Origin of the sequence: Klebsiella sp. CN_Kp091, from assembly GCF_040065095.1 — a bacterium.
In the GTDB taxonomy this organism is placed as follows: domain Bacteria; phylum Pseudomonadota; class Gammaproteobacteria; order Enterobacterales; family Enterobacteriaceae; genus Klebsiella; species Klebsiella aerogenes.
This window is the reverse complement of sequence record NZ_JBEAIO010000045.1, coordinates 1-25,638: the sequence shown is the minus strand read 5'-3', so window position 1 is coordinate 25,638 and position 25,638 is coordinate 1. Positions and strand designations below refer to the sequence as shown.

General features: G+C 55.0%; 20 protein-coding genes, 1 pseudogene and 1 riboswitch. Of the genes and pseudogenes, 9 read left to right on the top strand and 12 right to left on the bottom strand.

The genetic code is table 11. From position 1 onward, the window contains the following. Positions 1 to 175 precede the first annotated feature (175 nt). From nagA to ABLV17_RS18930, 8 genes and pseudogenes are all read right to left on the bottom strand, one after another. The gene (gene nagA / locus ABLV17_RS18965; RefSeq protein WP_348854544.1) at positions 176 to 1,318 is read right to left on the bottom strand and encodes an N-acetylglucosamine-6-phosphate deacetylase; all 1,143 of its coding nucleotides are present in this window, start codon (positions 1,316 to 1,318) and stop codon (positions 176 to 178) included. Positions 1,319 to 1,328: 10 nt separating this feature from the next. Then, positions 1,329 to 2,066: a glucosamine-6-phosphate deaminase gene (gene nagB / locus ABLV17_RS18960; protein WP_308958616.1), complete on the bottom strand. Its 738-nt coding sequence runs from the start codon at positions 2,064 to 2,066 to the stop codon at positions 1,329 to 1,331. Between the two features lie 8 nt (positions 2,067 to 2,074). Further along, complete coding sequence (locus tag ABLV17_RS18955; RefSeq protein ID WP_308958617.1) at positions 2,075 to 2,989, bottom strand: glycyl-radical enzyme activating protein; 915 nt, start codon at positions 2,987 to 2,989, stop codon at positions 2,075 to 2,077. Between the two features lie 13 nt (positions 2,990 to 3,002). Next, on the bottom strand, positions 3,003 to 5,426 hold the full coding sequence (locus tag ABLV17_RS18950; RefSeq protein ID WP_113374909.1) for a formate C-acetyltransferase/glycerol dehydratase family glycyl radical enzyme: 2,424 nt from the start codon (positions 5,424 to 5,426) through the stop codon (positions 3,003 to 3,005). A 158-nt stretch (positions 5,427 to 5,584) separates the two neighbouring features. Beyond that, a complete protein-coding gene (locus tag ABLV17_RS18945; RefSeq protein WP_113374910.1) occupies positions 5,585 to 6,334 on the bottom strand; it encodes a DeoR/GlpR family DNA-binding transcription regulator in 750 nt (249 codons plus the stop codon). Between the two features lie 138 nt (positions 6,335 to 6,472). Next, positions 6,473 to 7,576 carry a glycerol dehydrogenase gene (locus ABLV17_RS18940; protein WP_047047243.1) on the bottom strand — a complete coding sequence of 368 codons (1,104 nt, stop codon included), beginning with the start codon at positions 7,574 to 7,576 and terminating at the stop codon, positions 6,473 to 6,475. Positions 7,577 to 7,630: 54 nt separating this feature from the next. Continuing rightward, positions 7,631 to 8,293 carry a fructose-6-phosphate aldolase gene (gene fsa / locus ABLV17_RS18935; RefSeq protein WP_213317838.1) on the bottom strand — a complete coding sequence of 221 codons (663 nt, stop codon included), beginning with the start codon at positions 8,291 to 8,293 and terminating at the stop codon, positions 7,631 to 7,633. Positions 8,294 to 8,498: 205 nt separating this feature from the next. Continuing rightward, positions 8,499 to 9,478, bottom strand: a pseudogene (locus ABLV17_RS18930) (AraC family transcriptional regulator). 24 nt (positions 9,479 to 9,502) lie between these two features. On the opposite strand from ABLV17_RS18930, the gene zinT reads away from it, so the two are divergent. Further along, positions 9,503 to 10,153 (top strand): metal-binding protein ZinT, encoded by a 651-nt coding sequence (zinT, locus tag ABLV17_RS18925; RefSeq protein WP_113374913.1) that lies wholly within the window; start codon positions 9,503 to 9,505, stop codon positions 10,151 to 10,153. A 46-nt stretch (positions 10,154 to 10,199) separates the two neighbouring features. Here zinT and ppc read toward each other — a convergent pair whose 3' ends face one another. Together ppc and argE are read right to left on the bottom strand one after the other, a co-directional pair. Continuing rightward, on the bottom strand, positions 10,200 to 12,851 hold the full coding sequence (gene ppc / locus ABLV17_RS18920) for a phosphoenolpyruvate carboxylase (protein WP_047047252.1): 2,652 nt from the start codon (positions 12,849 to 12,851) through the stop codon (positions 10,200 to 10,202). Between the two features lie 257 nt (positions 12,852 to 13,108). Then, positions 13,109 to 14,260, bottom strand: coding sequence for an acetylornithine deacetylase (gene argE / locus ABLV17_RS18915; RefSeq protein WP_015368914.1), 1,152 nt, complete (start codon positions 14,258 to 14,260; stop codon positions 13,109 to 13,111). 113 nt (positions 14,261 to 14,373) lie between these two features. Here argE and argC point away from each other — a divergent pair, with 113 nt between their 5' ends. From argC to oxyR, 4 genes are all read left to right on the top strand, one after another. Next, positions 14,374 to 15,378, top strand: coding sequence for an N-acetyl-gamma-glutamyl-phosphate reductase (argC, locus tag ABLV17_RS18910; RefSeq protein ID WP_271032462.1), 1,005 nt, complete (start codon positions 14,374 to 14,376; stop codon positions 15,376 to 15,378). 9 nt (positions 15,379 to 15,387) lie between these two features. After that, entirely contained in the window at positions 15,388 to 16,164 is a 777-nt protein-coding gene (gene argB / locus ABLV17_RS18905) for an acetylglutamate kinase (RefSeq protein ID WP_113374915.1), read from the top strand. Between the two features lie 101 nt (positions 16,165 to 16,265). Then, positions 16,266 to 17,639 carry an argininosuccinate lyase gene (gene argH / locus ABLV17_RS18900; RefSeq protein ID WP_087858723.1) on the top strand — a complete coding sequence of 458 codons (1,374 nt, stop codon included), beginning with the start codon at positions 16,266 to 16,268 and terminating at the stop codon, positions 17,637 to 17,639. A gap of 251 nt (positions 17,640 to 17,890) precedes the next feature. Then, entirely contained in the window at positions 17,891 to 18,808 is a 918-nt protein-coding gene (gene oxyR, locus ABLV17_RS18895; protein ID WP_015368909.1) for a DNA-binding transcriptional regulator OxyR, read from the top strand. Here oxyR and sthA read toward each other — a convergent pair. Then, complete coding sequence (gene sthA / locus ABLV17_RS18890) at positions 18,791 to 20,191, bottom strand: Si-specific NAD(P)(+) transhydrogenase (protein ID WP_015368908.1); 1,401 nt, start codon at positions 20,189 to 20,191, stop codon at positions 18,791 to 18,793. The genes oxyR and sthA overlap by 18 nt on opposite strands. Before the next feature lie 196 nt (positions 20,192 to 20,387). Between sthA and fabR the strand changes: the two genes are divergently transcribed. Together fabR and ABLV17_RS18880 are read left to right on the top strand one after the other, a co-directional pair. Beyond that, positions 20,388 to 21,023, top strand: a complete 636-nt coding sequence (gene fabR, locus ABLV17_RS18885; RefSeq protein ID WP_015368907.1) for an HTH-type transcriptional repressor FabR — start codon at positions 20,388 to 20,390, stop codon at positions 21,021 to 21,023. Between the two features lie 15 nt (positions 21,024 to 21,038). After that, complete coding sequence (locus ABLV17_RS18880) at positions 21,039 to 21,398, top strand: YijD family membrane protein (protein WP_045395329.1); 360 nt, start codon at positions 21,039 to 21,041, stop codon at positions 21,396 to 21,398. Between the two features lie 52 nt (positions 21,399 to 21,450). Here ABLV17_RS18880 and trmA read toward each other — a convergent pair whose 3' ends face one another. Further along, positions 21,451 to 22,551 (bottom strand): tRNA (uridine(54)-C5)-methyltransferase TrmA, encoded by a 1,101-nt coding sequence (trmA, locus tag ABLV17_RS18875; protein WP_113374917.1) that lies wholly within the window; start codon positions 22,549 to 22,551, stop codon positions 21,451 to 21,453. A gap of 115 nt (positions 22,552 to 22,666) precedes the next feature. After that, positions 22,667 to 22,855, top strand: a riboswitch (cobalamin riboswitch). Between the two features lie 64 nt (positions 22,856 to 22,919). Between trmA and btuB the strand changes: the two genes are divergently transcribed. Further along, the gene (gene btuB, locus ABLV17_RS18870; protein WP_348854541.1) at positions 22,920 to 24,767 is read left to right on the top strand and encodes a TonB-dependent vitamin B12 receptor BtuB; all 1,848 of its coding nucleotides are present in this window, start codon (positions 22,920 to 22,922) and stop codon (positions 24,765 to 24,767) included. Next, the gene (murI, locus tag ABLV17_RS18865; RefSeq protein ID WP_015703959.1) at positions 24,712 to 25,563 is read left to right on the top strand and encodes a glutamate racemase; all 852 of its coding nucleotides are present in this window, start codon (positions 24,712 to 24,714) and stop codon (positions 25,561 to 25,563) included. Before btuB ends, murI begins: the two co-directional genes overlap by 56 nt. The last annotated feature ends 75 nt before the right edge of the window (positions 25,564 to 25,638 follow it).

The following is a 25,638-nucleotide window of genomic DNA, read 5'->3' as shown; positions in this document are numbered from 1 at the left end:
GCTTATTTTTTATTGTGGATTAGTTTTAAAGGATTTCAGGAGGTGTTTAATGTTAGCCAGGTCGCATTTTAATAAATATTAAAAAGGACTTAGGCTATTAATAAATAGAAGGAATGACAAAGCAGCGGTTATTTTTCAATAACCGCCATTGTTAAATGATATGGAGATGAATTAATTAATTTATTGACCAGGCTACCGTACCGCGACAATAGGTTGTATTCACCTGATAATTATCTTCAAGTACAACAATATCGGCATCGTATCCGCGCTGTAATTTCCCTTTTCGACTATCAAAACCTAATAACCGTGCCGGGTTAATGGTGCAGGATTTTAACGCTGCGCTAAACGGCACCATTGCTCTTTCGACCATATTATATAAGCCGCGATTGAGCTGTAGCGTGCTGCCGACCAGGACGCCGTTATCCCGCCGGGTCGCGCCATCATCGCCAAGCACCATCGGTTCGCCGCCGAACATATAGCGCCCCGGAGGACAACCTTTCGCCTTCATCGAGTCGCTTATCATGATGATGTCATTATCATTTTTGCTACGATAAAGGTGGGCGGCGGAAACCAGGCTGACAAAAATACCATCGGCAATCACCTCGCCGTACAGGCCGTCAAGATTCAGGGCGGCGCCAAGCAGGCCGGGCTCGCGATTGACATATTTCGCCATGCCGTTATACACGTGGGTGACATTTTTAGCGCCGTTGGCGACCGCCGCCAGCGCCTGCTCGAAAGATGAATCCGAGTGGCCCATATTGACCGCAATCCCTTTCTGCGCGCAGTAGCGGGTCAGCGCAAACTGATGGTCTTCTTCCAGGGCAAGGGTAATGGCGATAATGTGGTCGCGCGCCGCCTTTTCGAAAGCCTGAAACTGGGTGACATCGGCAGGGCGAATCTGTTTTTCCGGCTGCGCCCCGCGATAAAGCTGGCTCAGGAACGGGCCTTCGAGATGGATGCCCAGAATTTCCGCGCCGCTATATCCTTCGTCCATGACGCGGGAAATATTGTCCAGCGCCGCCAGTAGCGTCGCGTTTTCATCGGTAACGGTAGTCGGGCAAAAGGCGGTGACGCCTTCTTCCGGTAGGCGTGAGGTCCAACGGCGTAGCCCCTGCGGATCATTTTCGTTGGTGTCGTAATCCCAGGCGCCGTGCGCATGGCTATCGATAAGGCCGGGAATAATACGCCGTGCCCCGTAATCCTTATCCACGCGGGAGCTAAGCCCGGGAGTGATAGCGCTGATAAGTCCATCCTCAATGGTTATTTGCGCCGGATAAAAACCACCGGCCAGCCACACTCTTTCGCTCTGGATTATCATATGCTCACCTTTAGGCGCTGATAAGCGATGCCGCTTCACGGTCGCAAATGATGGTGACGTCCGCGTGCATCAATAGGAAGGAGGCAGGAAATTGCGGATCGATGCGCGTGCACTGGTGCAACTGCTTGATAACTTCGGCTTTTGATTGACCGTTAGCAATCAGCACAATCTTTTTGCTGCGCAAGATGGTCCCCATACCTAAAGTGATGGCCTGTCGGGGAACATCATCCTGGCTGGCGAAGAAGCGGGCATTCGCCGCAATGGTCTCTTCGTTAAGGTCGATGATATGGCATACCGGGCTATGGGTAACATGGGGTTCATTGAAACCAATATGGCCATCATGGCCAATGCCGAGAACGGTAATATCAAAATCGCCATGGCTTTGAATCAGACGTTCGTAGCGAACGCATTCGGCGTGCAGGTCGGGAGCCAGAATATCCGGTACAAAGGTATTTTCGTCAGCAATGTTGGCATGTTGATAGAAGTGCTGTTGCAGGAAATAATAATAACTTTGCGGATCGTTTTTGGCCAGTGGGATATATTCGTCGATATTAAACGAGAGGGCGCAGGAGAAATCGGCTTCGCCATCTTTCGCCATTCGGCTCATTTCAGCCAGGAGGCCGACCGGAGTTCCGCCAGTCGGTAAGGCCATCACTAAATCCGGCTTTTTATTCAGCGCCTGGGCAATATGTTCTGCCGCCTGAGCGCTCATTTTTTCGTAGGTGTCGGTAATAATAAAGTTCAACATGTTAATCCTTAACCGCCAATGGTGGCTTTTAATCCAATATCTTCAGCGTATTGTTTAATTTGTTCCGTGACTTCGCGTTGGCATGCCGGGATGTTGTGCAGAAAATAGGGCATACCAAGCTTTTGATATTTACCGATGCCATAAATATGGTATTCGAGAATATCAACCTGTAAAACTGCCGGGCCGAGCTTACGAATAAAGTCGAGACGCTGGCGAATATCCTCCGGATCGTCGTTACGCGTCGGCACGATCACCATGCGCGCGAGGATCGGTTTGCCCATGGCGGCGATCGCTTTGGCATTGTCGAGGATCCGCCGATTGTCTACGCCGGTACAGGCGAGGTGGGTCTCGGAGTTGAATGCTTTAAAGTCGTAAGAGACCAGATCGACCGTTTCAATCAGCGGGCGCAGTTTTTCCCAGCGGACATTCCCTGCGGTGTCGAGACACACATGCACGCCCTGCGCTTTCAATATTTGCGCAGTTTCTTTGACGAACTCCGCCTGTAGCGCCGGCTCGCCGCCGGAAAAGGTCACGCCGCCTGCGCTTGAGTCGTAAAATGTCTTGTCGCGCAGTAGTAATTCCGCCAACTGGTGCGAGGTCATCTCTTTAGCGACTTTTTCATAGCCGTCGTAGGGACAGAGATCGACCATATCCAGCAAATTGGTGCAATTTCTACGGTCTATATTGACGCCATTGCCCGGTTCAGCAAGGGTAATGGCGTGGTTGTTCGCCGCCTGTACGCAGGTACCGCACTGGCGGCAGCGTTCTTCAAACCAGAAAACGTTGTGGCCTGGCCCGATGGTTTCCGGATTCGCGCACCACTGGCAGCGCAGGTTGCACTGTTGCATAAAGACGGTGCTGCGTATTCCTGGGCCATCTTTGGTGGAATAACGTTGAATTCGGGAAATCAGGCCAGTTCTCATCGCGTTTCCTCTCTTACCAGCTCAGTTCGGTGCGCGCGATAATCGCATCCTGCGCTTCCGGCATCAGCGTTGAGAACAGCGCGCAATACCCGGCAACGCGCACCATCAGATTCGGGTAATCCTGCGGATTCGCCTTCGCGGCGCGCAGAATATTGGAATCAATGATGTTGAACTGGTTATGGAAGATGTTTTTCTCACGGCTGGCTTCCATAAAGGCGGTAAATTTCTCCAGATTATCATCGCCTTCCAGCGCGCTTGGCGTGAACTTCATGTTCAGCAACTGGCCGCCGGCGATTTTCTGGTTCGGCAGTTTCGCAACCGAGTTAATGACCGCCGTCGGGCCTTCTTTATCCGCGCCTAGGCACGGAGAGGCGCCTTCATTCAGCGGTAGTGTCGCCAGGCGACCATCCGGCGTGGCGCCGACGTCAAAACCATTCGGCACGTATGAAGTAATATTAGAGGTCGACATGGTATAGCCGCAGCCTTTCGGCCCCTTACCATAGCGATCGGTTTTGTATTTCGGCAGTAATTTGAGATAGGACTCGAATACATCGGCGACGATATGATCGACATAGTCGATATCGTTACCAAACTTCGGCGCATTGCGGCACAGTTTGCGCACGCGCGCGCCTTCCAGACCTGCAAAGTTGCTATCCATGGCGTCGCGCAGCTGTTGAAGCGTCAGGACTTTATCGTCGAAGACCAGCTTTTTCACTGCCGCCAGGCTGTCGCCGACCACGGAAGGGCCGATGTTGGAGGAACTCACGAAATCATATTCCGCGCCGCCGTTTTTCAACGTCTTACCGCGTTCAAGTGAACAGTTAATCGTGGCGGAGGCAAAGGCATCAGCATCGTGATATTTCAGCGCCCGGTCGCAGACCAGATCGCAATCTACCGCCAGATCGGAGTAAAACTCCAGTAGCTGGTTCCATGCCGCCCATACTTCATCATAAGACTGATAGTTTATCTCGCGGCCTTCTTTACCGTTGATTTTAACTAACTGCACGCCGGTTGCCGGATCGCAGCCGTTGTTCATCACCAGCTCAAGGATTTTGCCGAAGTTCACGTAGGTCATGCCGGTGGCGCGATGCCCCCAGCGGCCTGGGATCGCGGTTTCTACGCAACCCATTGAAGCGTATTCGCGGGCGACTTCTTCCGTCAGGCCCAGCGTCATCATGGCAGGGATAACCACTTCGTCGCAGAAGATCGACGGCATACCGAAGCCTTTACGAATGAGCTTTGCAGAATCCTGCATCAGCGAATGCGGGGTATCTTTTGAGAAACGAACGCTGAGGTTTGGTTCCGGCAGGCCGGTTAGCGCCATAGCTTCCAGCGAAAGATAGGAAAGATCGTTAGTGCCGTCGCTGCCGTCAGGCTTCATGCCGCCAACCATCAGGTTGGAGTAAAGCGGATAGCCCCCGCTGTACTGAGTATGACCCCACGGGCGCACTTTATTCAGGCTGTTGGTCATGATGAAGAAGTGGGTCAGGATCTCCAGCGCTTTCTCTTTGCTGATCTTCCCGGCTTTGATATCGGCTTCGTAATACGGCCAGACGTACTGGTCGAAGCGGCCAAAGGAGAAAGAGTGGCCGTTGCTTTCAATCATCATCAGCAAATGGGTAAGGTAGACGGTTTCCACGGCTTCATAGAAGCTACGGGCTTTCCCTTCCATCAGATGGGCGAACATGTCGCTCATCGCCAGCAGTTCGTCGCGGCGTTTGGCATCGGAAACTCTCGCCGCTTCGGTTTTAGCAAGCGCGGAGAAGCGCTTGCAGTATTTCAGCGCGGCTTCCATGGTAATAATAACCGCCTGATAGAAATCTTTTTGCTCGTCGGTCAGGTTGTCGTCATTTTCCAGGTGCTGTTTGGCGATATCGCGCATACCGCCATAGCCAACTTCCAGTACGAAATCGTGGTTCGGAATGATATGGCCGTCGCCGGACATGCTGATGCCGCCGCGGTGCAGCACGCCCTGTTTTTCCGCGAGGCGGTTAATTTGCGGCAAGTTGGCAAGCACTTCATCCTGGTGGGTTTTTCCCTGCCAGTAATCCTGCAGGGCGCGCAGACGGGCCTTAGTGGACTCGGAAACGCGGAAACTATCACCGGAACGCTTATCAAATTCGTCCAGTTCATCGATAACCCAGTTAAAAGAGAATTCCGGGAACACCGGGGCGGCAAAATTGGCGCTCGCCTGGTTGCCGACAATCAGCATATCCGGTTCGATATAGATGGTCATTTTCTCCAGAATATCGGCTAACGCCAAAGCCCGGCGAATCACGATGGACTGGCCTTCGGAGCGTTTAAACGACTCGGTGATGATCTCTGCTCGTTCCGGACACAGCGTCGCTACGCGATGGAACATCTGATCCTGTTTTTTAGCGATACGCGCGAAGTCGCAATCGTCGTTGGTAGGTTTGAAGCTCAGTAATCCGTTCATAAAGACCTCAATTCTGGAGGGGGTATCGCTATTCCACGCCTGAGGTGTTCTTTTGTCAATTCATTTATGATCTTTTGTGTTCTATTTATCATTAATAAATCTAAAAAGAACATTTAGAAAAAACGGAAAAGAACAAACGCCCGTTGCCGGGCGTGAGGTTACGCTGCGCTGTCGGCCAACAGCAGCTCGGTTTTTTGCGCAGTCAGCAGGGAGAGGATGTCGGCAGGGAGGCCATCCTGACTAATAACGATGTCAAAATCGTCCAGTCGGGCATGCCCGGCAAGGAAAGTTTGCTCGAATTTACTTTTATCGGCGAGAAGGATTTTTTGTCGTCCGGCGCGTAGCAGCGCCCGCTTGACGTGGGCATCGGTCATTTTAGGGACCGTTAGCTCGCCATGCTGGTTAATACCCTGGGTGCTGATAAAGACCTTATCGGCATGAATGGTGCTGAAAAACTCCGCGGTACTGAAAGAGATCATCCCCTGGGTATCATCTTCATATTCCCCCGGGGCGACGATTAGCTTGATGTTTTTTCGCCCCTTTAGCAGATTCACTACCGGTACTGAGTTAGTGATCACCATAATTTTTTTATCGAAAATAGATTGCGCCAGCGCCAGCAGCGTGGTCCCGCAGTCGATGATGATCGTGTCGCCGTCTTCAACCAGTTCTGCCGCTTTACGGCCAATCAGGTGTTTATCGTCAACCATCTGCACGGATTTAAGCTGGAAGCTTGGCTCGACGCTGGCGCCGCTGGTCAGATAGGCGCCGCCGTAGGTCGTTTTGACGATTCCCTGTTTTTCAAAGAATGACAGATCCCGACGAATAGTCATTTTGGTGACGCCGAATTTCTCGGCCAGTTCGTTCACAACGACTTTTTTGTCCTGCTGCAGAATGGCGTAAATGCTCATTCTTCTATCTGATGATTGCATAACAACGGTTCGCCCAAAGGAAAAACGCACTATAAAACACATCCAGCGTGCGGGCAATTGGCGATGAAAGGAACATGAAAGAACACGCCCGGCAAACGCCGGGCGTAAAGGGAAAGGTTATTCCCACTCTTGCAGGAAACGCTGACCGTATTGGTCGGCCACCAACAGCGCGGCATACACCTGGTCGGCGCTGGCGCCGCCCGGCATATTGTGGATAGTTTCGCCTTCGGCGCAGGCGGCCTCCGCGACTGTACGCATTTTGGCCGGGATATCGCCTTTAATATCGAGCTGCGCCAGCGTGATGGGCAGACCGACGCTGTGACAAAGCGCCGCAGCGGTCTCAATTTCTTCCACCGGCGCGTTTTCCAGCACCAGCTGCGTCAGGGTACCAAATGCGACCTTTTCGCCGTGGTAGAAGTGATGGGCGTCCGGGATGGCGGTCAGGCCATTGTGAATCGCGTGCGCCGCCGCCAGCCCGCCGCTCTCAAAGCCGACGCCGCTCAGGTAGGTGTTGGCTTCGATCACCCGTTCGAGCGCTGGGGTAACCACATGCTGCTCGGCGGCAAGCATCGCCTTTTCGCCTTCTTCAACCAGCGTGTTGTAGCATAGCTCCGCCAGCGCCAGCGCCGCCTGGGTGCATTTACCACCCGCCATTGTAGTCGCGCCGCTGCGCGAGCAGGCGCGGGCTTCAAACCAGGTCGCCAGCGCATCGCCAATCCCGGCGGCCAGCAGGCGAGCTGGCGCGCCTGCGACGATCTGCGTATCGACAACCACCATGTTCGGGTTGTGCGGCAGCATCAGATAGCTTTCGAATTCGCCATCGTCGGTATAGATAACAGACAACGCGCTGCACGGCGCATCGGTGGAGGCGATGGTCGGCGCCACGACTACCGGCAGATGCATATAGTGAGCCAGCGCTTTCGCGGTATCCAAAGTCTTGCCGCCGCCGATGCCGAGCACCGCATGGCATTGGGCGCTGCTGGCGATATCGCGCAGGCGGTTGATTTCATTTTGCGAACATTCACCGCCGAACGGGGCGATTTCGGCCACCAGACCAGCGCCGCTCAGGCTGGTACGCAGCTGCTCTTCGGCAAAGCCGAGAACGAACTTGTCGCCGATGATTAGCCAGCGTTCAGCCAGCGGTTTGAGATATTCGCCGAGGCGCTTGATGGCGCCAGCGCCCTGGATGTATTTACCGGGTGATTGAATAATGCGATCCATTTCGATTCCTCCGCGATGACCGTGCAAGCCGCCTGTTGGCGGCCGACGATCGGATTACAGGTTCAACGTGCCAAATGCGTTATTCCAGTCCTGCTCGAACTTCTCTATGGCTGACTCTACCGCAGGGGTGCCGAGCATTTGTTGCGCTACGTCTAGGGGGAGGGTGATAGCTTCGCAGCCGGCTAACAGGCAATCCAGCGCCTGACGCGGGGTTTTGAAGCTCGCGGCCAGGACTTTGCTTTCCGGGGCGTGCATTTCCAGCAGGGATTGCAGTTCTTGCACCATGCGAATACCGTCACCGCCCTGGGCGTCGACGCGGTTGACGTACGGCGCGACGTATTTCGCGCCGGCCAGCGCCGCGAGCAGCCCCTGGGAAGCGCTATAGACCGCGGTGCCAAGCGTAGGGATGCCTTCTTTTTTTAGCACTTTGATGGCGGCGAGGCCTTCGGCGGTGACCGGGATCTTAACCACGATTCCTGGTACGGCGTTACTCAGGCGTTTGGCTTCAGCCACCATACCTTGCGCATCGCGACTCATGGTCTGCGCGAACAGAATACCTTCCGGGCCAACGGCTTTTTGCAGGCGCGGCAGCACGTCCCAAACCGGGGTTTTGCCGGCGGCGATGATGCTCGGGTTGGTGGTGACGCCAGCCAGCGGATAAATGCGGGCCAGACGTTCAACTTCAGCGACGTTCGCGGTGTCCAGATAGAGTTCCATAACCATTCCTCGATGTGTAATTCAATGATGTTGAGGTAAGGATACGGCTTCCGTTTGCCTGCCCGCCAGATGACAAATTTGCCAAAAACTGGATAAATGTACGCATTACGGTTAAGGGTGATTTAGATCACGTTTGTCCGTGTGATAATACCTCCAGGCTGAAATAGCCTGCAGGTAGAAATCAGTAACTTACAAAAATCTAGTTTTACGGCGCAGAGGGGTTTTCCGTCAGCTGGCTATGGTACTGGCGGCGATACTCGGAAGGTGAACGTTCAGTATTCTTGCGAAACAGGCGGCAGAAGTAATTGCTGTCGGCGAAGCCGCAGGCGTGGGCGATATCTTTTACCTTCATATCATGACCCTTCAGCAGCATGCGCGCCTGTTCGAGACGGATATGATTGAGGTATTCGTTAAAGCCCATAGGTCCGCACTTCTGAAACAGATGCGAGAGATAGTTGGGAGAGAGATAAAACGCCTGTGCTACGGATTCCCGGCTCAGCGGCTCGGCGAAATGAATATCGATATATTGGCGGATCGCCTCGAATAGCGCCTGGCTGCGCGATGAGGTTTGCGCCTGGCTACCCAGTAGATCGGTACAGTGGCTGAGTAGGCTAATGACGATGCAGCGGGCGGTTTGCTGCTCCTGCGGCTGCATGCGTATTTCATTTAGCGCCTGTAGCAGAAATGAACCCACGCGCGGCCCGCGGCGCGGTACCTGAATCTTCTGGACCAGGGTTAGCGCTTCTCCGTTCCAGCGCTGCAGCGAAAATTCCAGCTGCTGTTTGCCGAATAAGATGCTTAGCAGCAGGCATGGGGTCTGCCATCGCGGCCAGTTCCAGCTATCGCTCGCAATATAGAGTACGTCACGCGCCTGCAGCGGCGCGGCGTTATCGCCGAGGGCGAGATCGTACAACTGCCCCTCAATGACGATATTCAGACGTGGAAAATCAACCTTGATCGCGGCGTCGGCTGGCGGGCGTGATTCTCCGGCAAAATGCACTTCCGCAATGCAGGTTTGTTTTTTCACTAATGAATCAATGAGCTGATTGATGCTGTTATCCATCTTTACCCCGCCAAAACGCCACGCATTTCATCATACCGGACATTTTTCCAGCGGTAAAAGTACGAACTCATCGTTATTGCTTCCCGATTAAGATATGTTATATCGTAACATTTTGTCGCAATCGATATTTAACTCAGGAGAGAGTAATGACCCGAAAGATCCCCATGCTCGCGTTTGGTTTCGGCATAGCGCTTGCCGGCGCTCAGGCTTTTGCCCACGGTAATCATAGTCATGGCCCGGCGTTAACTGAAACAGAACGCCAGGCCAGCGAAGGCATTTTTGCCGATAAAGATGTGAAGGATCGCGCGTTGAGCGATTGGGATGGCGTCTGGCAGTCAGTCTATCCGTATCTGCTGAATGGCGACCTTGATCCGGTGCTGGAGCAGAAGGCGAAAAAGCCCGGCGCCATGAGCGTGGAAGAGTATCGCGCCTATTACAAGAAAGGTTACGCCACCGATGTGGAGCAGATTGGCATCGAAGATGGGGTGATAGAGTTCCACGTCGGCAAGACCGTTAATAGCTGCAAATATACCTACTCAGGCTACAAAATTCTGCAATACGCCTCTGGCAAGAAGGGGGTTCGTTACCTGTTTGAGTGCCAACAGGGCGATGGTAACGCGCCGAAATTCGTCCAATTCAGCGACCACATTATTAGCCCGCGTAAATCACAGCATTTCCATATATTTATGGGCAATGAATCTCAGGAAGCCTTGCTGAAAGAGATGGATAACTGGCCGACCTATTATCCTTATGCGCTGCATAAAGAGCAGATCGTCGATGAGATGTTGCATCACTAAAACGAGAGGGAAAATCCCCCGGCCGGGCGGCCGGGGGAAACAGTGACTAGCCGGTATTACGCATTCCTGCCGCGACGCCGGCAATAGTGACCATCAGCGCTTGTTCAACGCGCGCATCCGGTTCCTCGCCAGCCTCTTCGGCCTGGCGCGAACGGTGCAGCAGTTCGGCCTGCAGGACGTTCAGCGGGTCGGTATAGATGTTACGCAACTGGATGGATTCGGCTATCCACGGCAGGTCGGCCATCAGGTGGGAGTCGTTGGCGATAGCCAACACCACTTTGATATCGGCGGTTAACAGCTGACGCAGCTCTTCACCGAGTTTCCACAGTTCCGGTTTCACCAGCCGCTGATCGTAGTACTCCGCCAGCCACAGGTCGGCTTTTGAGTAGACCATCTCCAGCATTCCGAGACGGGTCGAGAAGAATGGCCAATCGCGGCACATGCTTTCCAGCTCGCTTTGCTTACCGCCCTCGACCACTTTCTGCAGCGCGGCGCCGGCGCCCAGCCAGGCCGGCAGCATCAGGCGGTTCTGGGTCCAGGCGAAGATCCACGGGATGGCGCGCAGTGACTCGACGCCGCCGGTCGGGCGACGCTTCGCCGGGCGCGAGCCAAGCGGCAGTTTGCCCAGTTCCTGTTCCGGGGTCGCGGAGCGGAAATAAGGGACGAAGTCTTTGTTTTCCCGCACGTAGCCGCGGTACATCTTGCAGGAGACATCGGACAGCTCGGCCATGATTTCGCGCCACTGCGGTTTTGGTTCCGGCGGCGGCAGCAGGTTGGCTTCCAGAATCGCGCTGGTGTACAACGACAGGCTGCTGATGGTCACTTCCGGCAGGCCGTACTTAAAGCGGATCATCTCGCCCTGTTCGGTGACGCGCAGCCCGCCTTTCAGGCTGCCCGGCGGCTGCGAGAGCAGCGCCGCGTGGGCCGGCGCGCCGCCGCGACCGATGGAGCCGCCGCGACCGTGGAACAGCGTCAGTTCAATACCGGCTTTTTCGCAGGTTTTGATCAGCGCGTCCTGGGCCTGGTACTGGGCCCAGGACGCGGCCATGACGCCAGCATCTTTGGCCGAGTCGGAATAACCGATCATGACCATCTGTTTGCCCTGAATAAAGCCGCGATACCAGTCAATATTCAGCAACTGAGTCATGACGTCGTTGGCGTTGTTCAGGTCGTCCAGCGTTTCAAACAGCGGCGCAACCGGCAGCGCGAAGCCGATACCGGCTTCTTTTAACAGCAAATGAACCGCCAGCACGTCGGACGGCGTTTTGGCCATTGAGATCACATAAGCAGCGATCGATCCACGCGGCGCTTCGGCGATCACTTTGCAGGTGTCGAGAACTTCGCGGGTCTCTTCGCTCGGCTCCCACTGACGCGGCAGCAGCGGGCGTTTGGAGTTCAGTTCACGGATCAGGAAGGCCTGCTTGTCGGCTTCCGACCAGCTTTCATAATCGCCGATCCCGAGGTAGCGGGTCATTTCGCCCAGCGCTTCGGTGTGGCGGGTGCTTTCCTGACGAATATCGATACGCACCAGCGGTACGCCGAAAGATTTCACCCGGCGCAGGGTATCAAGCAGTTCGCCGTTGGCGATGATGCCCATGCCGCAGGCCTGGAGCGATTTATAGCAGGCATACAGCGGTTCCCACAGCTGTTCGTTTTGCGTGATAAGCCCTGCCGGTTTCGGCAGTTTTTGCCCTTTCAGGCGAGCTTCCAGCCAGGCCTGGGTCTCCATCAACTGACTACGCAGCTTTTTCATCAGATAACGATACGGCTCTTGCGCGCCTTCCGCGCCGGCCAAATCGCGGAGCTCGTCGGTGCATTCGACCATCGACAGCTCAGAGATAAGCACCTGGATATCTTTCAGGAACAGATCGGTCGCTTTCCAGCGGCTGAGCAGCAGCACGTGGCGGGTGATATCGGCGGTGACGTTCGGGTTGCCGTCACGGTCGCCGCCCATCCAGGAGGTGAAGCGTACCGGGACGAAATCAACCGGTAGCTGGTAGCCGAGGTTGGCTTCCAGCTGTTCGTTCAGCTCGCGCAGATAGTTCGGCACGCCTTCCCACAGGCTGTTTTCAACTACCGCGAAACCCCATTTGGCTTCATCGACCGGAGAAGGGCGGTACTTACGAATTTCATCGGTATGCCAGGACTGGGCGATCAGCTGGCGCAGGCGGCGCATCAGCTGATTGTGCTCGTAGTCGGCGATATCTTTGTTATCCAACTGCTTAAGGCAGTTGTTGACTTCCACCATTTTATGGATCAGCGTCCGGCGGGTGATCTCGGTCGGGTGAGCGGTTAACACCAGCTCCAGCGACAGGGATTCCACCGCTTTTTTAATGGTGTCTTCGTTGAGATTGGGTTGGTCTTTGAGTTTTCTCAGGGTACGAGCAATAACTTCCGGATTGCTGGCGGCTTCGCCGTTGGGCGAAATGCTGTGATATTGCTCGGCGGTATTAGCCAGATTCAAAAACTGGCTAAAGGCGCGCGCCACCGGCAGCAGCTCGTCGTTGGACAAGTTTTGCAGCGTGGTAAGCAGCTCCTGGCGATTGGCCTCATTGCCCGCGCGAGAAGATTTGGACAACTTACGGATAGTTTCGACTCGATCAAGAATGTTTTCTCCTAGCGCATCCTTGATGGTGTCGCCCAGCACCTTACCGAGCATACTGACATTACTACGCAAAGCGGAATATTGTTCGTTCATGTTACCCCAGACACCCCATCTCATTTTATTTTGTTATATCCGGCGCTCCGTGATTTGAGCAGTGGATAAGCAACCCGTCTTTTATAAAGCCACGTAAATACCCCCGCGTCAATTGCTGCGAAATCGCTTCAGCAAACGAATAAATAGCGATAATTTGCGAAAGTTAACTCAGCGGTCGGCGGATAAGCATTACTTATGGAAGTGTGACGATCGTCACTCTCCCGCCTCCGGACGCGAAGGCGGGAAAATAGCAGCGATTAATGCCAGCAGAAGTGATGGACAACCTGGGTGATGAGCTCGCGCGTCGGCTTAATAAACCGCGTCTCCAGATATTCATCCGGCTGGTGGGCCTGGTTGATGGAGCCCGGACCTAACACCAGCGTAGGACACAGCGTCTGGATAAACGGCGCTTCGGTGCAGTAGTTCACCACTTCGGTCTGCGCGCCGAGCAGTTTTTCAACCACTTCGACCAGCTTGTGGTCCGGAGGGCATTCATAGCCAGGGATCGGCGGATGCAGCTCAGAGACCGTCAGACGCCCCGGCCAGCGTTCGCTCACCGGCGCCAGCGCTTCATCCAGCAGGCCGTTCAGGTCGTTAAGCGTCATACCCGGCAATGGACGAATATCCATGTGCAGCTCGCAGCAGGCGCAGATGCGGTTGGATGCATCGCCGCCGTGAATAGCGCCCAGGTTGAGCGTCGGATAAGGCACGGTGAAGGCGGCGTAGTGGTAACGCTCTTTTAAGTCATCGCGCAGTTGCATGATGCGGCCAATCGCATCGTGCATCAGTTCGATAGCGTTCACGCCGCGCGCCGGGTCGCTGGAGTGGCCGGACTGGCCCAGTACGCGTACCGCTGTTGAAATGTGCCCTTTATGCGCCCGTACCGGCTGCAGCGAGGTCGGCTCGCCGATGATCGCGCAATCCGGGCGCAGCTGTGTGGTTTCGGCGAAGTAGCGCGCGCCCGCCATGCTGGTTTCTTCGTCAGCGGTAGCCAGTATATACAGCGGTTTTTTCAATTTACTGACGTCAACGTCGCGCAGGGCATCGAGGATAAACGCGAAGAAGCCTTTCATATCGGCCGTGCCGAGTCCGTAGAGTTTGTTGTCGTGCTCGGTAAGGGTAAACGGGTCGCGAGTCCAGCGGCCATCGTCGAAAGGCACGGTATCGGTATGCCCGGCGAGCAGCAGGCCGCCAGCGCCGTGGCCGGTACTGGCCAACATATTGAATTTATTACGCGTCTCAGGTACCGGCTGGATCTCGACGTTAAAGCCCAGATCGCGGAACCAGCCGCCGAGTAAATTGATTAAAGACTCATTGCTTTGATCCAGCGCTTCTTCGGTCGCGCTGATGGAAGGTGTGGCGATCAATGCGCGGTAAATCTCGATAAAGGGCGGTAAATTGTTTTTCATTGTTGACACACCTCTGGTCATGATAGTATCAATATTCATGCAGTATTTGTGAATAAAAATACAATATCGTTGAGCGCAATAAAACCCATCGAATGTAAGGAGATGCTCTTCCAATGCTAAATACGCTGATCGTGGGAGCTAGCGGCTATGCCGGCGCAGAGCTGGTGGCCTATGTAAATCGCCACCCTCATATGAACATAACCGCTTTGACCGTCTCCGCGCAAAGTAATGATGCTGGAAAGTTCATTTCCGATATACATCCGCAGCTGAAAGGTATTGTCGACCTGCCGCTGCAGGCGATGTCTGATATCAGCGAATTTAGCGCTGGCGCGGATGTGGTGTTCCTCGCGACCGCGCATGAAGTTAGCCACGATCTGGCGCCGCAGTTTTTGGCCGCGGGCTGCGTGGTGTTCGATTTGTCCGGCGCGTTTCGCGTCAACGATGGCGCGTTCTACGAAAAATACTACGGTTTCACTCATCGGCATCCGGACCTGCTCAAACAGGCGGTATACGGCCTGGCGGAGTGGAACGTCGAAGCATTGAAAGAGGCGAATTTGATCGCGGTGCCTGGCTGCTACCCGACGGCGGCGCAGCTGTCGTTAAAACCGCTGATCGATGCCGGTCTGCTGGATCTGAAGCAGTGGCCGGTGATCAACGCCACCAGCGGCGTCAGCGGCGCCGGTCGTAAGGCGGCGATGAGCAATAGCTTCTGTGAAGTCAGCCTGCAGCCGTACGGCGTTTTCAATCATCGCCATCATCCAGAAATTGCCACCCATCTGGGCGCAGAGGTGATCTTCACTCCCCATTTGGGCAATTTTAAACGCGGTATTCTTGAAACCATTACCTGTCGCCTGAAGCCGGGCGTCGGTAAAGAGCAGGTTGCAGAGGTCTTCCAGCAGGCCTATGCCAATAAGCCGTTGGTCCGTTTATACGATAAAGGCGTACCGGCGCTGAAAAATGTGGTTGGGCTGCCATTCTGTGATATCGGTTTTGCCGTCCAGGATGAACATATTATCGTCGTGGCCGCAGAAGATAACCTGCTGAAAGGCGCGGCAGCGCAGGCCGTGCAGTGCGCTAACATTCGTTTCGGCTTCGCTGAGACGCAGTCTTTAATTTAAGGTGTGATGATGAACAATCCATTGATTATCAAACTTGGCGGCGTGTTGTTGGATAGCGAAGAAGCGCTGGAACGTCTGTTTACCGCGCTGGTGCACTACCGCGAAACACACCAGCGTCCGCTGGTTATCGTCCACGGCGGCGGCTGCGTGGTGGATGAGCTGATGAAACAGCTTAATCTGCCGGTGAAAAAGAAAAATGGCCTGCGCGTAACGCCTGCCGATCAGATTGACATCATTACCGGCGCGCTGGCGGGAACCGCCAACAAAACGCTGCTGGCATGGGCGAAAAAGCATGGTCTGGCTTCGGTAGGGCTGTTCCTCGGCGATGGCGATAGCGTGAAGGTGACTCAGTTGGATGAAGAACTGGGCCACGTTGGTAAAGCGCAGGCAGGCTCGCCGACGCTTATCAATACGCTGTTGGCGGGCGGCTACCTGCCTGTCGTGAGCTCGATCGGCGTCACCGACCAAGGACAACTGATGAACGTCAACGCCGATCAGGCAGCGACGGCGCTGGCGGCGACGCTGGGCGCGGATCTTATCCTGCTGTCCGATGTTAGCGGCATTCTCGACGGTAAAGGTCAGCGGATTGCGGAAATGACTGCCTCCAGGGCCGAGCAACTGATTGAACAGGGCATTATTACCGACGGCATGATCGTGAAAGTGAACGCGGCGCTGGACGCGGCGCGCGAGCTGGGCCGTCCGGTAGATATCGCCTCCTGGCGCCATGCCGAGCAGCTGCCGGCATTATTTAACGGTACCCCGATCGGTACGCGTATTTTGGCTTAAGATTGAATGCCCGGCGGCGCGTTGCTTGCCGGGGCAACAAGACCGTAGGCCGGGTAAGCGTAGCGCGGCCCGGCAGAACTCACGAATTAAGGAAGCATGTTATGGCACTTTGGGGCGGGCGTTTTACACAGGCAGCAGATCAGCGGTTCAAACAATTCAACGACTCTTTACGCTTTGACTATCGTCTGGCGGAACAGGATATCGTGGGATCCGTCGCCTGGTCCAAAGCGCTGGTAACCGTAGGCGTACTGACCGCCGATGAGCAACTGCAGCTGGAAGAGGCGCTGAACGTCTTGCTGGAAGAGGTACGCGCCAACCCGCAGCAAATCCTTGAAAGCGATGCCGAAGATATCCATAGCTGGGTCGAAGGAAAACTGATCGATAAAGTCGGCCAGTTGGGCAAAAAACTGCATACCGGACGTAGTCGTAATGACCAGGTCGCCACCGATCTCAAGCTGTGGTGCAAAGAGACCGTCACCGAGCTGCTGTCCGCGACCCGCCAACTGCAAAGCGCGCTGGTGGAAACCGCGGGCAACAATCAGGACGCGGTGATGCCGGGTTATACCCATCTGCAGCGCGCCCAGCCGGTGACTTTTGCGCACTGGTGTCTGGCCTACGTTGAAATGCTGGCCCGTGATGAAAGCCGCCTGCAGGATGCGCTCAAGCGCCTTGATGTCAGCCCGCTGGGCTGCGGCGCGCTGGCGGGAACCGCTTATGAAATCGACCGTGAACAGCTGGCCGGTTGGTTGGGTTTCGCATCGGCGACCCGTAACAGCCTCGATAGCGTCTCCGATCGCGATCACGTGCTGGAGCTGCTTTCCGATGCCTCTATCGGCATGGTGCACCTGTCGCGTTTTGCCGAAGATCTGATTTTCTTCAATACCGGCGAAGCGGGTTTTGTTGAATTGTCTGACCGCGTTACTTCCGGCTCGTCACTGATGCCGCAGAAGAAAAACCCGGATGCGCTGGAACTGATCCGCGGTAAATGCGGCCGCGTGCAGGGCGCGCTGACCGGCATGATGATGACCCTGAAAGGGCTACCGCTGGCCTACAACAAAGATATGCAGGAAGACAAAGAAGGGCTGTTCGATGCGCTGGACACCTGGCTCGACTGCCTGCACATGGCGGCGCTGGTGCTGGACGGTATCCAGGTGAAACGTCCGCGCTGTGCGGAAGCGGCGCAGCAGGGTTACGCCAACGCTACCGAGCTGGCGGATTACCTGGTAGCAAAAGGCGTTCCGTTCCGTGAAGCACACCATATCGTCGGTGAAGCGGTGGTTGAAGCGATTGCTCAGGGCAAAGCGCTGGAAGATTTACCGTTAAGCGACCTGCAAAAGTTCAGCAACGTTATCGGCGATGACGTCTATCCGATCCTGTCGTTGCAGTCCTGCCTTGATAAACGTGCGGCCAAAGGCGGCGTCTCGCCGCAGCAGGTGACGCAGGCGATTGCCGACGCCAGACAGCGCCTGGTGTAAGAGATTGCACCGGTGTTGAATGAGCCTGGGTACTCCCCGGGCTTTTTTACGTAAAAAAAAGCGGACACGAAGTCCGCAAAAGTTCACGTTGGCTTTAGTTGTTCGGGTAGGGAAACTGTGAGGCGACTCAATGATTTTCAGATGTTCTCCTCGTTTCTGTGGTTATTATTGAACAGAAAACTTGATAGGGATAATCGTTCGTTGCTATTCTATCTATCGCCATGGACTATCGTGGCGATGGAGGATGAATAATGAATATTCGCGATCTTGAATACCTGGTAGCGCTGGCTGAACATCGCCACTTCCGACGTGCGGCAGATTCCTGCCACGTCAGTCAGCCCACGCTCAGCGGACAAATTCGCAAGCTGGAAGATGAACTTGGGGTGATGTTGCTGGAGCGCACCAGCCGTAAGGTTCTGTTCACTCAGGCGGGTTTGCTGCTGGTGGATCAGGCGCGTACCGTGCTACGCGAAGTAAAAGTGCTCAAGGAGATGGCAAGCCAGCAAGGGGAAACCATGTCCGGGCCGCTGCATATCGGCCTGATCCCGACGGTGGGGCCATATTTGCTGCCGCACATAATCCCGATGCTGCATCAGACTTTCCCGAAGCTGGAAATGTATCTGCATGAGGCGCAAACCCATCAGCTGCTGGCGCAGCTCGATAGCGGTAAGCTCGACTGCGCGATCCTCGCGCTGGTTAAAGAGAGTGAAGCCTTTATCGAAGTGCCGCTGTTCGATGAGCCGATGATGCTGGCTATCTACGAAGACCATCCGTGGGCAGAGCGCGATCGCGTTCCGATGGCGGATTTAGCGGGTGAAAAGCTATTGATGCTGGAAGACGGACACTGTCTGCGCGACCAGGCGATGGGCTTCTGCTTTGAAGCGGGTGCGGATGAAGATACCCACTTCCGGGCGACCAGCCTTGAAACGCTGCGCAACATGGTTGCCGCCGGAAGTGGTATTACGCTGCTGCCGGCGCTGGCGGTGCCGCAGGAGAGAAAACGCGATGGCGTGGTCTATATTCCGTGCATTAAGCCGGAACCAAGACGTACCATCGGGCTGGTTTATCGTCCTGGTTCGCCGCTGCGTAGCCGCTATGAGCATCTGGCGGAGGCCATCCGCAGTACTATGGATGGCCACTTTGATAAGGCGTTAAAAGAGGCGGTTTAAGCCGTTTAACGCCGCTACCCGATAGGCTTCGGCCATGGTCGGGTAGTTAAAGGTGGTGTTAACGAAGTACTCAATGGTGTTACCGCCACCTTTCTGCTCCATAATCGCCTGACCGATATGAATAATTTCGGCCGCGCGCTCACCAAAGCAGTGGATACCGAGGATCTCTTTCGTCTCGCGATGGAACAGAATCTTCAGCGTACCTACGCTCATACCGACGATTTGCGCCCGCGCCAGATGTTTAAACTGCGCGCGACCCACCTCATAAGGCACCTTCATGGCGGTTAGCTGCTGCTCGGTTTTACCCACTGAGCTGATTTCTGGAATGGTGTAGATCCCGGTCGGGATATCTTCAATCAGATGCGCGGAGGCTTCGCCTTTGATCAGCGCCTGTGCGGCGATGCGCCCCTGATCGTAAGCCGCTGACGCCAGGCTCGGATAACCGATAACGTCGCCGACGGCATAGATATGCGGCAGAGCGGTCTGATACATGCTGTTCACTTTCAGCTGGCCGCGGCTGTCGGTTTGCAGACCGATATTTTCCAGCGCCAGGGTGTCGGTGTTACCGGTACGGCCGTTGGCATACAGCAGACAGTCAGCTTTCAGCTTCTTACCGGATTTCAGATGCATGATCACGCCATCATCAACGCCTTCGATTTTCTCGTACTCTTCGTTGTGGCGGATAACCACGCCGCTGTTCCAGAAGTGATAGGAGAGCGAATCGGACATCTCCTGATCGAGGAACGCCAGTAGACGATCGCGGGTGTTGATCAGATCGACCTTCACCTCCATACCGCGGAAGATCGACGCGTACTCGCAGCCGATCACCCCGGCGCCGTAAATGATCACGTGGCGCGGTTCGTGGTGCAGGCTAAGAATGGAATCGCTGTCGTAAATACGCGGGTGGTGGAAATCGACGTCGGCCGGATGATACGGGCGCGAGCCGCAGGCGATAACGAATTTCTCGGCGGTGACCGTTTCTACGGTGCCATCGTGACACTCCAGCGCCAGCGTGTGCTCATCAACAAAGTGGGCGTTGCCCTGCAGAATTTCGCAGTGGTTGCGCTCATAGAAACCCTGACGCATATGGGTTTGCTGGTTAATGACGCTGTCGGCATGGTTGAGGATGTCGGCGAAGGAAGAACGGAGAAGACGGGAATGGTCGCTGTAGAGGGGGTTTTGGTTAAACTCAATAATACGGCTGACGGCATGGCGAAGCGCTTTTGACGGGATGGTTCCCCAGTGGGTACAACCACCGCCGACGTTATGGTAGCGCTCGATAACGGCAACACGAGCTCCCTGTTTCACCAGTCCCATCGCGGCGCCTTCGCCGCCAGGACCGGAACCAATCACTATTGCATCATAATCCCAAGAGTGTGACATGGCATTACTCACCTGTTTTATACACAAAATAAACACGATGATAACATTTGGCGAGCTTTAACCCAATTATCGTTGTGCTTTTTTGCGGCATAAAAGCAGAAACGGCTCATAAACAATCATTCACAATCCAGTACAAACCGATTAGTTTTAATCTCTGGTATAGTGCCGACAGGGCTATTGGAAGGATTCATACATCGTGATGGGCGTAAGAGCACAACAAAAAGAAAAAACCCGCCGCTCGCTGGTGGAAGCGGCATTTAGCCAACTTAGCGCTGAGCGAAGCTTTGCCAGCCTGAGCTTGCGCGAGGTTGCGCGGGAAGCAGGGATCGCGCCGACGTCCTTTTATCGTCATTTTCGCGATGTCGATGAGTTAGGCCTGACAATGGTAGACGAAAGCGGGCTAATGTTGCGCCAGCTGATGCGCCAGGCGCGCCAGCGCATTGCGAAAGGCGGCAGCGTGATCCGCACCTCCGTCTCTACCTTTATGGAGTTTATTGGTAACAACCCGAACGCTTTCCGTCTGCTGTTGCGTGAGCGTTCTGGCACATCCGCGGCGTTTCGAGCCGCTGTAGCGCGCGAGATCCAGCATTTCATCGCGGAACTTGCCGACTATTTAGAACTCGAAAACCATATGCCGCGCGCCTTTACTGAAGCGCAGGCTGAAGCTATGGTCACCATCGTATTCAACGCCGGTGCGGAAGCGTTGGACGTTAGTCCGGAGCAGCGCCGACAGCTGGAAGAGCGGCTGGTACTGCAGCTCAGAATGATTTCAAAAGGCGCGTATTACTGGTATCGCCGTGAACAAGAAAAAATGTCACATCATTCCGAATAACGTGAAGGACGAGCAATGAAACACTCAGTTCAAGATAAAGGTACGCTACTGCTGGCGCTGATCGCGGGTTTGTCCATTAATGGCACCTTCGCCGCGCTGTTCAGCTCAATCGTTCCCTTTTCCATCTTCCCGGTTCTGTCGCTGCTGCTGACGGTGTACTGCCTGCACCAGCGCTATCAGAACCGCAGTATGCCAGTCGGGCTGCCGGGGCTTTCCGCCGCCTGCTTTATTCTCGGCGTCCTGCTGTATAGCACCGTGGTGCGCGCAGAATATCCGGATATCGGCTCTAACTTCTTCCCGGCGGTGCTGTCCGTCGTGATGGTGTTCTGGATCGGTTACAAGATGCGCAACCGCAAAGATACCGCGGCGGAGTAATCCGCCAGGCAATAACCCGGCAACGTTGCGTTCGCCGGGTTTTTTTATGCGTTTATTTCTTCGTTAACAGGACGCCGCATTCCATATGGTGGGTATACGGGAACTGATCGAATAGCGCCAGGCGGGTGACATTGTGCGTCTGGCTGAGGGTTTCCAGGTTCTGGCACAGTGTTTCCGGGTTGCAGGAGATATAGAGAATTCGCGGATAGGCCTGGACCATTTTTTCTGTCTCGCTATCCAGCCCGCTGCGCGGTGGATCGACAAAAATGGTCTCGCACTGATAGCTCTGCAGATCGATGCCCTGCAGGCGATTAAACTGCCGCACGCCGTTCATCGCCTGGGTAAACTCTTCCGCCGCCATGCGGATGATTTGCACGTTATCGATATGGTTGGCGGCAATATTGTATTGCGCGGAGGCGACTGACGGTTTAGCGATTTCCGTCGCCAGCACGCGCTCGAAGTTACGCGCCAGCGCCAGCGAGAAGTTGCCGTTGCCGCAGTAGAGCTCCAGCAGATCGCCGGTGGAACCTTTGGTGACGTCCAGCGCCCACTCCAGCATCTGAATATTCATCGCCGCGTTTGGCTGGGTAAAGCTGTTTTCCACCTGACGATAGATCATTTCGCGCCCGCCAACCGGCAGACGTTCATCGACATAATCCCTATCGAGCTCAATTTTGGTTTTAGTGGCGCGTCCAATCAGCTGCACGTTGAGGTTTTGCGCGCGTAGGGCATCGCGCAGCGCTTCCGCCTGCTGGCGCCACTCGTCGTCGAGCTTTTTATGATAGAGCAGCGAGACGATGGCCTGGTTGCTCATGGTCGTCAGATAATCAATCTGGAAAAGCTTATGGCGCAGGACCGGGTTATGGCGCACGCCGTCGAGCATTGCCGGCATCAGCTGGTTGATGAGCTCGCTGGCGGCCGGGAAGGTATCGACGCGAATACGCGACTTGGTCTGCTGATCGAAGATGATGTGATAGAGGTCGTCGCCGTCGTGCCACAGGCGAAATTCAGCGCGCATCCGGTAGTGGCTGACCGGCGAACGAAACACCTCCGGAACCGGCGCGGCAAAAGGGGCCATCATTTTCTGCAAACGGACGACTTTTTCTGCCAGTTGCGCTTCGTATTGCTCGGTAGGAAGGTGTTCGGGGGTCATGATGCATCCTGAATAAAATAAGTACGCGGGGATTGTAGGGAAAGCATTGGGGATGTCCAGCCCTCGTTGCGGATGAAATATCGTTATAGCAGTCTGGACATCTATATGTTTCTAATTGTAGCATCTTGCAACCGGTCCTCTGAGTTAATAGGGAATCCAGTGCGAATCTGGAGCTGACGCGCAGCGGTAAGGAAAGGCGAGAAATAAGCGCACTCGGTGCAGACACTGCGGTTAGCCGTGGGAAGTCATTATTTCTTAAAGCAGCCTCCAAGCCCGAAGACCTGCCGGATACGTCGCATTTGGTTTCTATCATCGCGAGCTACTGATAGAGCCGGCGGCATCCTCTCTATATTATGGATGCTTTTACAATGATTAAAAAAGCTTCGCTGATGACGGCTTTATCCGTCACGGCATTTTCCGGCTGGGCGCAGGACAGCAATTCAAATACGTTAGTGGTGACGGCAAACCGTGTGGCGCAACCTATCGAGACCGTGCTGGCGCCGGTGAGCGTGGTGACGCGGCAGGATATCGATCGCTGGCAGTCAACCTCTCTCACCGATGTGATGCGCCGCCTGCCGGGCGTGGACATCGCGCAAAACGGCGGCATGGGGCAGCAGAGCTCTCTTTTCGTACGCGGCACCAACTCCAGCCATGTCTTAATTTTGGTGGATGGCGTGCGTTTGAATCAGGCGGGCGTCAGCGGCTCTTCCGACTTAAGCCAGTTCCCTATCGCTCTGGTGCAGCGCATTGAATACGTTCGCGGCCCGCGCTCGGCGGTCTACGGCTCAGACGCGATTGGCGGGGTGGTGAACATTATTACCACTCGCGACCAGGACGGCACCACGCTCAATGCCGGCGTGGGCTCAAATGGCGACCAGAACTATGGCGGCAGCACGCAGCAGACTTTCGGCGGTAATACCCGCGTCACCCTGGCGGGAGACTATACCTATACCAAAGGCTTTGATGTGGTTGCGGAAGGCAATACCGGCGGCGTTCGTCAGCCGGATCGCGATGGCTTTATGAGCAAAACGATCTACGGCGCGCTGGAGCATAGCTTCTCCAATGAGTGGAGCGGCTTTGTGCGCGGGTACGGCTATGACAACCGGACGGCCTACGACGGCTCTCCTTATGGCGGCGTATTAGTCGACACTCGCCAGCTGTACAGCCAGACCTGGGATGCCGGCCTGCGTTTTAATCAGGATATCTTCCACTCGCAGCTGACTTCCAGCTATAGCCACAGCAAGGACTACAATTACGATCCGCGACTGGGGCGCTATGACACCTCGGCGACGCTGGATGAAGTGAAACAGTACAACGTGCAGTGGGCGAACACGGTCGATGTTGGCCACGGCAACGTTGGCGCTGGAATCGACTGGCAGAAACAAACCACCGAGCCTGGCACGAACTATGTGACCGAAGGCTACGAAATCCGTAATACCGGCCTGTTTCTCACTGGCTTGCAAAAGTTGGGCGATTTCACCCTGGAAGGGGCGGCGCGTAGTGATGATAACTCGCAGTTTGGCCAGCACGGTACCTGGCAGAGCAGCGCCGCGTGGGAGTTTATCGACGGCTATCGCTTTATCGCCTCTTATGGCACCGCCTACAAAGCGCCGAATCTCGGCCAGCTGTACGGCTTCTATGGTAATCAGAATCTCGACCCGGAAGAGAGCAAGCAGTGGGAAGGGGCCTTTGAAGGCCTGACGTCTGGGGTGACATGGCGGCTGTCCGGGTATCGTAATGACATCGATAATCTGATCGACTACGACTCGCAGCTGATGAAATATTACAACGTCGGCAAGGCGCGTATTAAAGGTATTGAAGCGACGGCGTCGTTTGATACCGGGCCGCTGGCGCACAGCATCAGCTATGACTATGTCGATGCGCGTGATGCGAAAACCAACGAGCTGCTGGTGCGCCGGGCAAAACAGCAGGTGAAATACCAGCTGGACTGGCAGGTTTATGATTTCGACTGGGGTGTGACCTATCACTATCTTGGCACCCGTTATGACAACACTTACGACCCGGTAACCTATGCGCCTGAGAGCGTTAAGCTGGGCGGCGTAAGCTTGTGGGATCTCGCAGTTTCGTATCCAGTCACCTCACATCTCACAGTTCGTGGTAAAATAGCCAACCTGTTCGATAAAGATTACGAGACAGTATATGGCTACCAAACTGCAGGACGGGAATACACCTTGTCTGGCAGCTACACCTTCTGATCCACGTCCCACCGTGCTGGTGTTTGATTCCGGCGTCGGTGGGTTGTCGGTATATAACGAGATTCGGCAGCTGCTGCCGGATCTACATTACATTTATGCTTTCGATAACGTTGCTTTCCCGTATGGCGAGAAGAGCGAAGAGTTTATCGTTGAGCGTGTTGTTGAGATCGTGACTGCCGTTCAGCAACGCTATCCTCTGGCGCTGGCGGTCATCGCCTGTAATACCGCCAGTACCGTTTCCCTGCCAGCCCTACGTGAAAAGTTCGCTTTCCCGGTGGTCGGCGTCGTACCGGCGATTAAACCTGCCGCGCGCTTAACGGCGAACGGTATTGTCGGCCTGCTGGCGACGCGCGGTACCGTCAAGCGTCCTTATACTCGTGAACTCATTGACCGCTTTGCCAATGAATGCCGCATCGAAATGCTGGGTTCCGCTGAGCTGGTGGAACTGGCCGAGGCGAAGCTGCACGGTGAAGCGGTACCGTTGGAAGAGCTGCGTCGAATTCTGCGTCCATGGCTACGGATGCAGGAACCGCCTGATACGGTCGTATTAGGTTGTACGCACTTCCCGCTACTGGCGGAAGAGTTGCAACAGGTCATGCCGGAAGGAACGCGGTTTATTGATTCCGGCGCGGCGATTGCTCGACGCACCGCATGGCTGCTGGAGCATGAAGCGCCGGATGCAAAATCGAATGATGCCAATAAGGCTTTTTGCATGGCGATTACCCCGGATACTGAACAACTTTTACCCGTTTTACAGCGTTATGGCTTTGAAACGCTGGAAAAACTACCGCTTTAAAGGCGTTTTGCGCAAAAAAAAGACGGTTGAAAAGTTTTTTGAAAACAGGGCTTGTCAACGTCTCAGAACTCCCTA

Coding starts and splice junctions, on each gene's coding strand:
- oxyR (WP_015368909.1), top strand. CDS start 17,891: ATGAATATTCGCGATCTTGAATACCTGGTAGCGCTGGCTGAACATCGC.
- sthA (WP_015368908.1), bottom strand. CDS start 20,191: ATGTCACACTCTTGGGATTATGATGCAATAGTGATTGGTTCCGGTCCT.
- argC (WP_271032462.1), top strand. CDS start 14,374: ATGCTAAATACGCTGATCGTGGGAGCTAGCGGCTATGCCGGCGCAGAG.
- ppc (WP_047047252.1), bottom strand. CDS start 12,851: ATGAACGAACAATATTCCGCTTTGCGTAGTAATGTCAGTATGCTCGGT.
- argH (WP_087858723.1), top strand. CDS start 16,266: ATGGCACTTTGGGGCGGGCGTTTTACACAGGCAGCAGATCAGCGGTTC.
- murI (WP_015703959.1), top strand. CDS start 24,712: ATGGCTACCAAACTGCAGGACGGGAATACACCTTGTCTGGCAGCTACA.
- trmA (WP_113374917.1), bottom strand. CDS start 22,551: ATGACCCCCGAACACCTTCCTACCGAGCAATACGAAGCGCAACTGGCA.
- fsa (WP_213317838.1), bottom strand. CDS start 8,293: ATGGAACTCTATCTGGACACCGCGAACGTCGCTGAAGTTGAACGTCTG.
- btuB (WP_348854541.1), top strand. CDS start 22,920: ATGATTAAAAAAGCTTCGCTGATGACGGCTTTATCCGTCACGGCATTT.
- zinT (WP_113374913.1), top strand. CDS start 9,503: ATGACCCGAAAGATCCCCATGCTCGCGTTTGGTTTCGGCATAGCGCTT.
- nagB (WP_308958616.1), bottom strand. CDS start 2,066: ATGTTGAACTTTATTATTACCGACACCTACGAAAAAATGAGCGCTCAG.
- argB (WP_113374915.1), top strand. CDS start 15,388: ATGAACAATCCATTGATTATCAAACTTGGCGGCGTGTTGTTGGATAGC.
- ABLV17_RS18880 (WP_045395329.1), top strand. CDS start 21,039: ATGAAACACTCAGTTCAAGATAAAGGTACGCTACTGCTGGCGCTGATC.
- ABLV17_RS18955 (WP_308958617.1), bottom strand. CDS start 2,989: ATGAGAACTGGCCTGATTTCCCGAATTCAACGTTATTCCACCAAAGAT.
- ABLV17_RS18945 (WP_113374910.1), bottom strand. CDS start 6,334: ATGAGCATTTACGCCATTCTGCAGCAGGACAAAAAAGTCGTTGTGAAC.
- nagA (WP_348854544.1), bottom strand. CDS start 1,318: ATGATAATCCAGAGCGAAAGAGTGTGGCTGGCCGGTGGTTTTTATCCG.
- ABLV17_RS18950 (WP_113374909.1), bottom strand. CDS start 5,426: ATGAACGGATTACTGAGCTTCAAACCTACCAACGACGATTGCGACTTC.
- ABLV17_RS18940 (WP_047047243.1), bottom strand. CDS start 7,576: ATGGATCGCATTATTCAATCACCCGGTAAATACATCCAGGGCGCTGGC.
- argE (WP_015368914.1), bottom strand. CDS start 14,260: ATGAAAAACAATTTACCGCCCTTTATCGAGATTTACCGCGCATTGATC.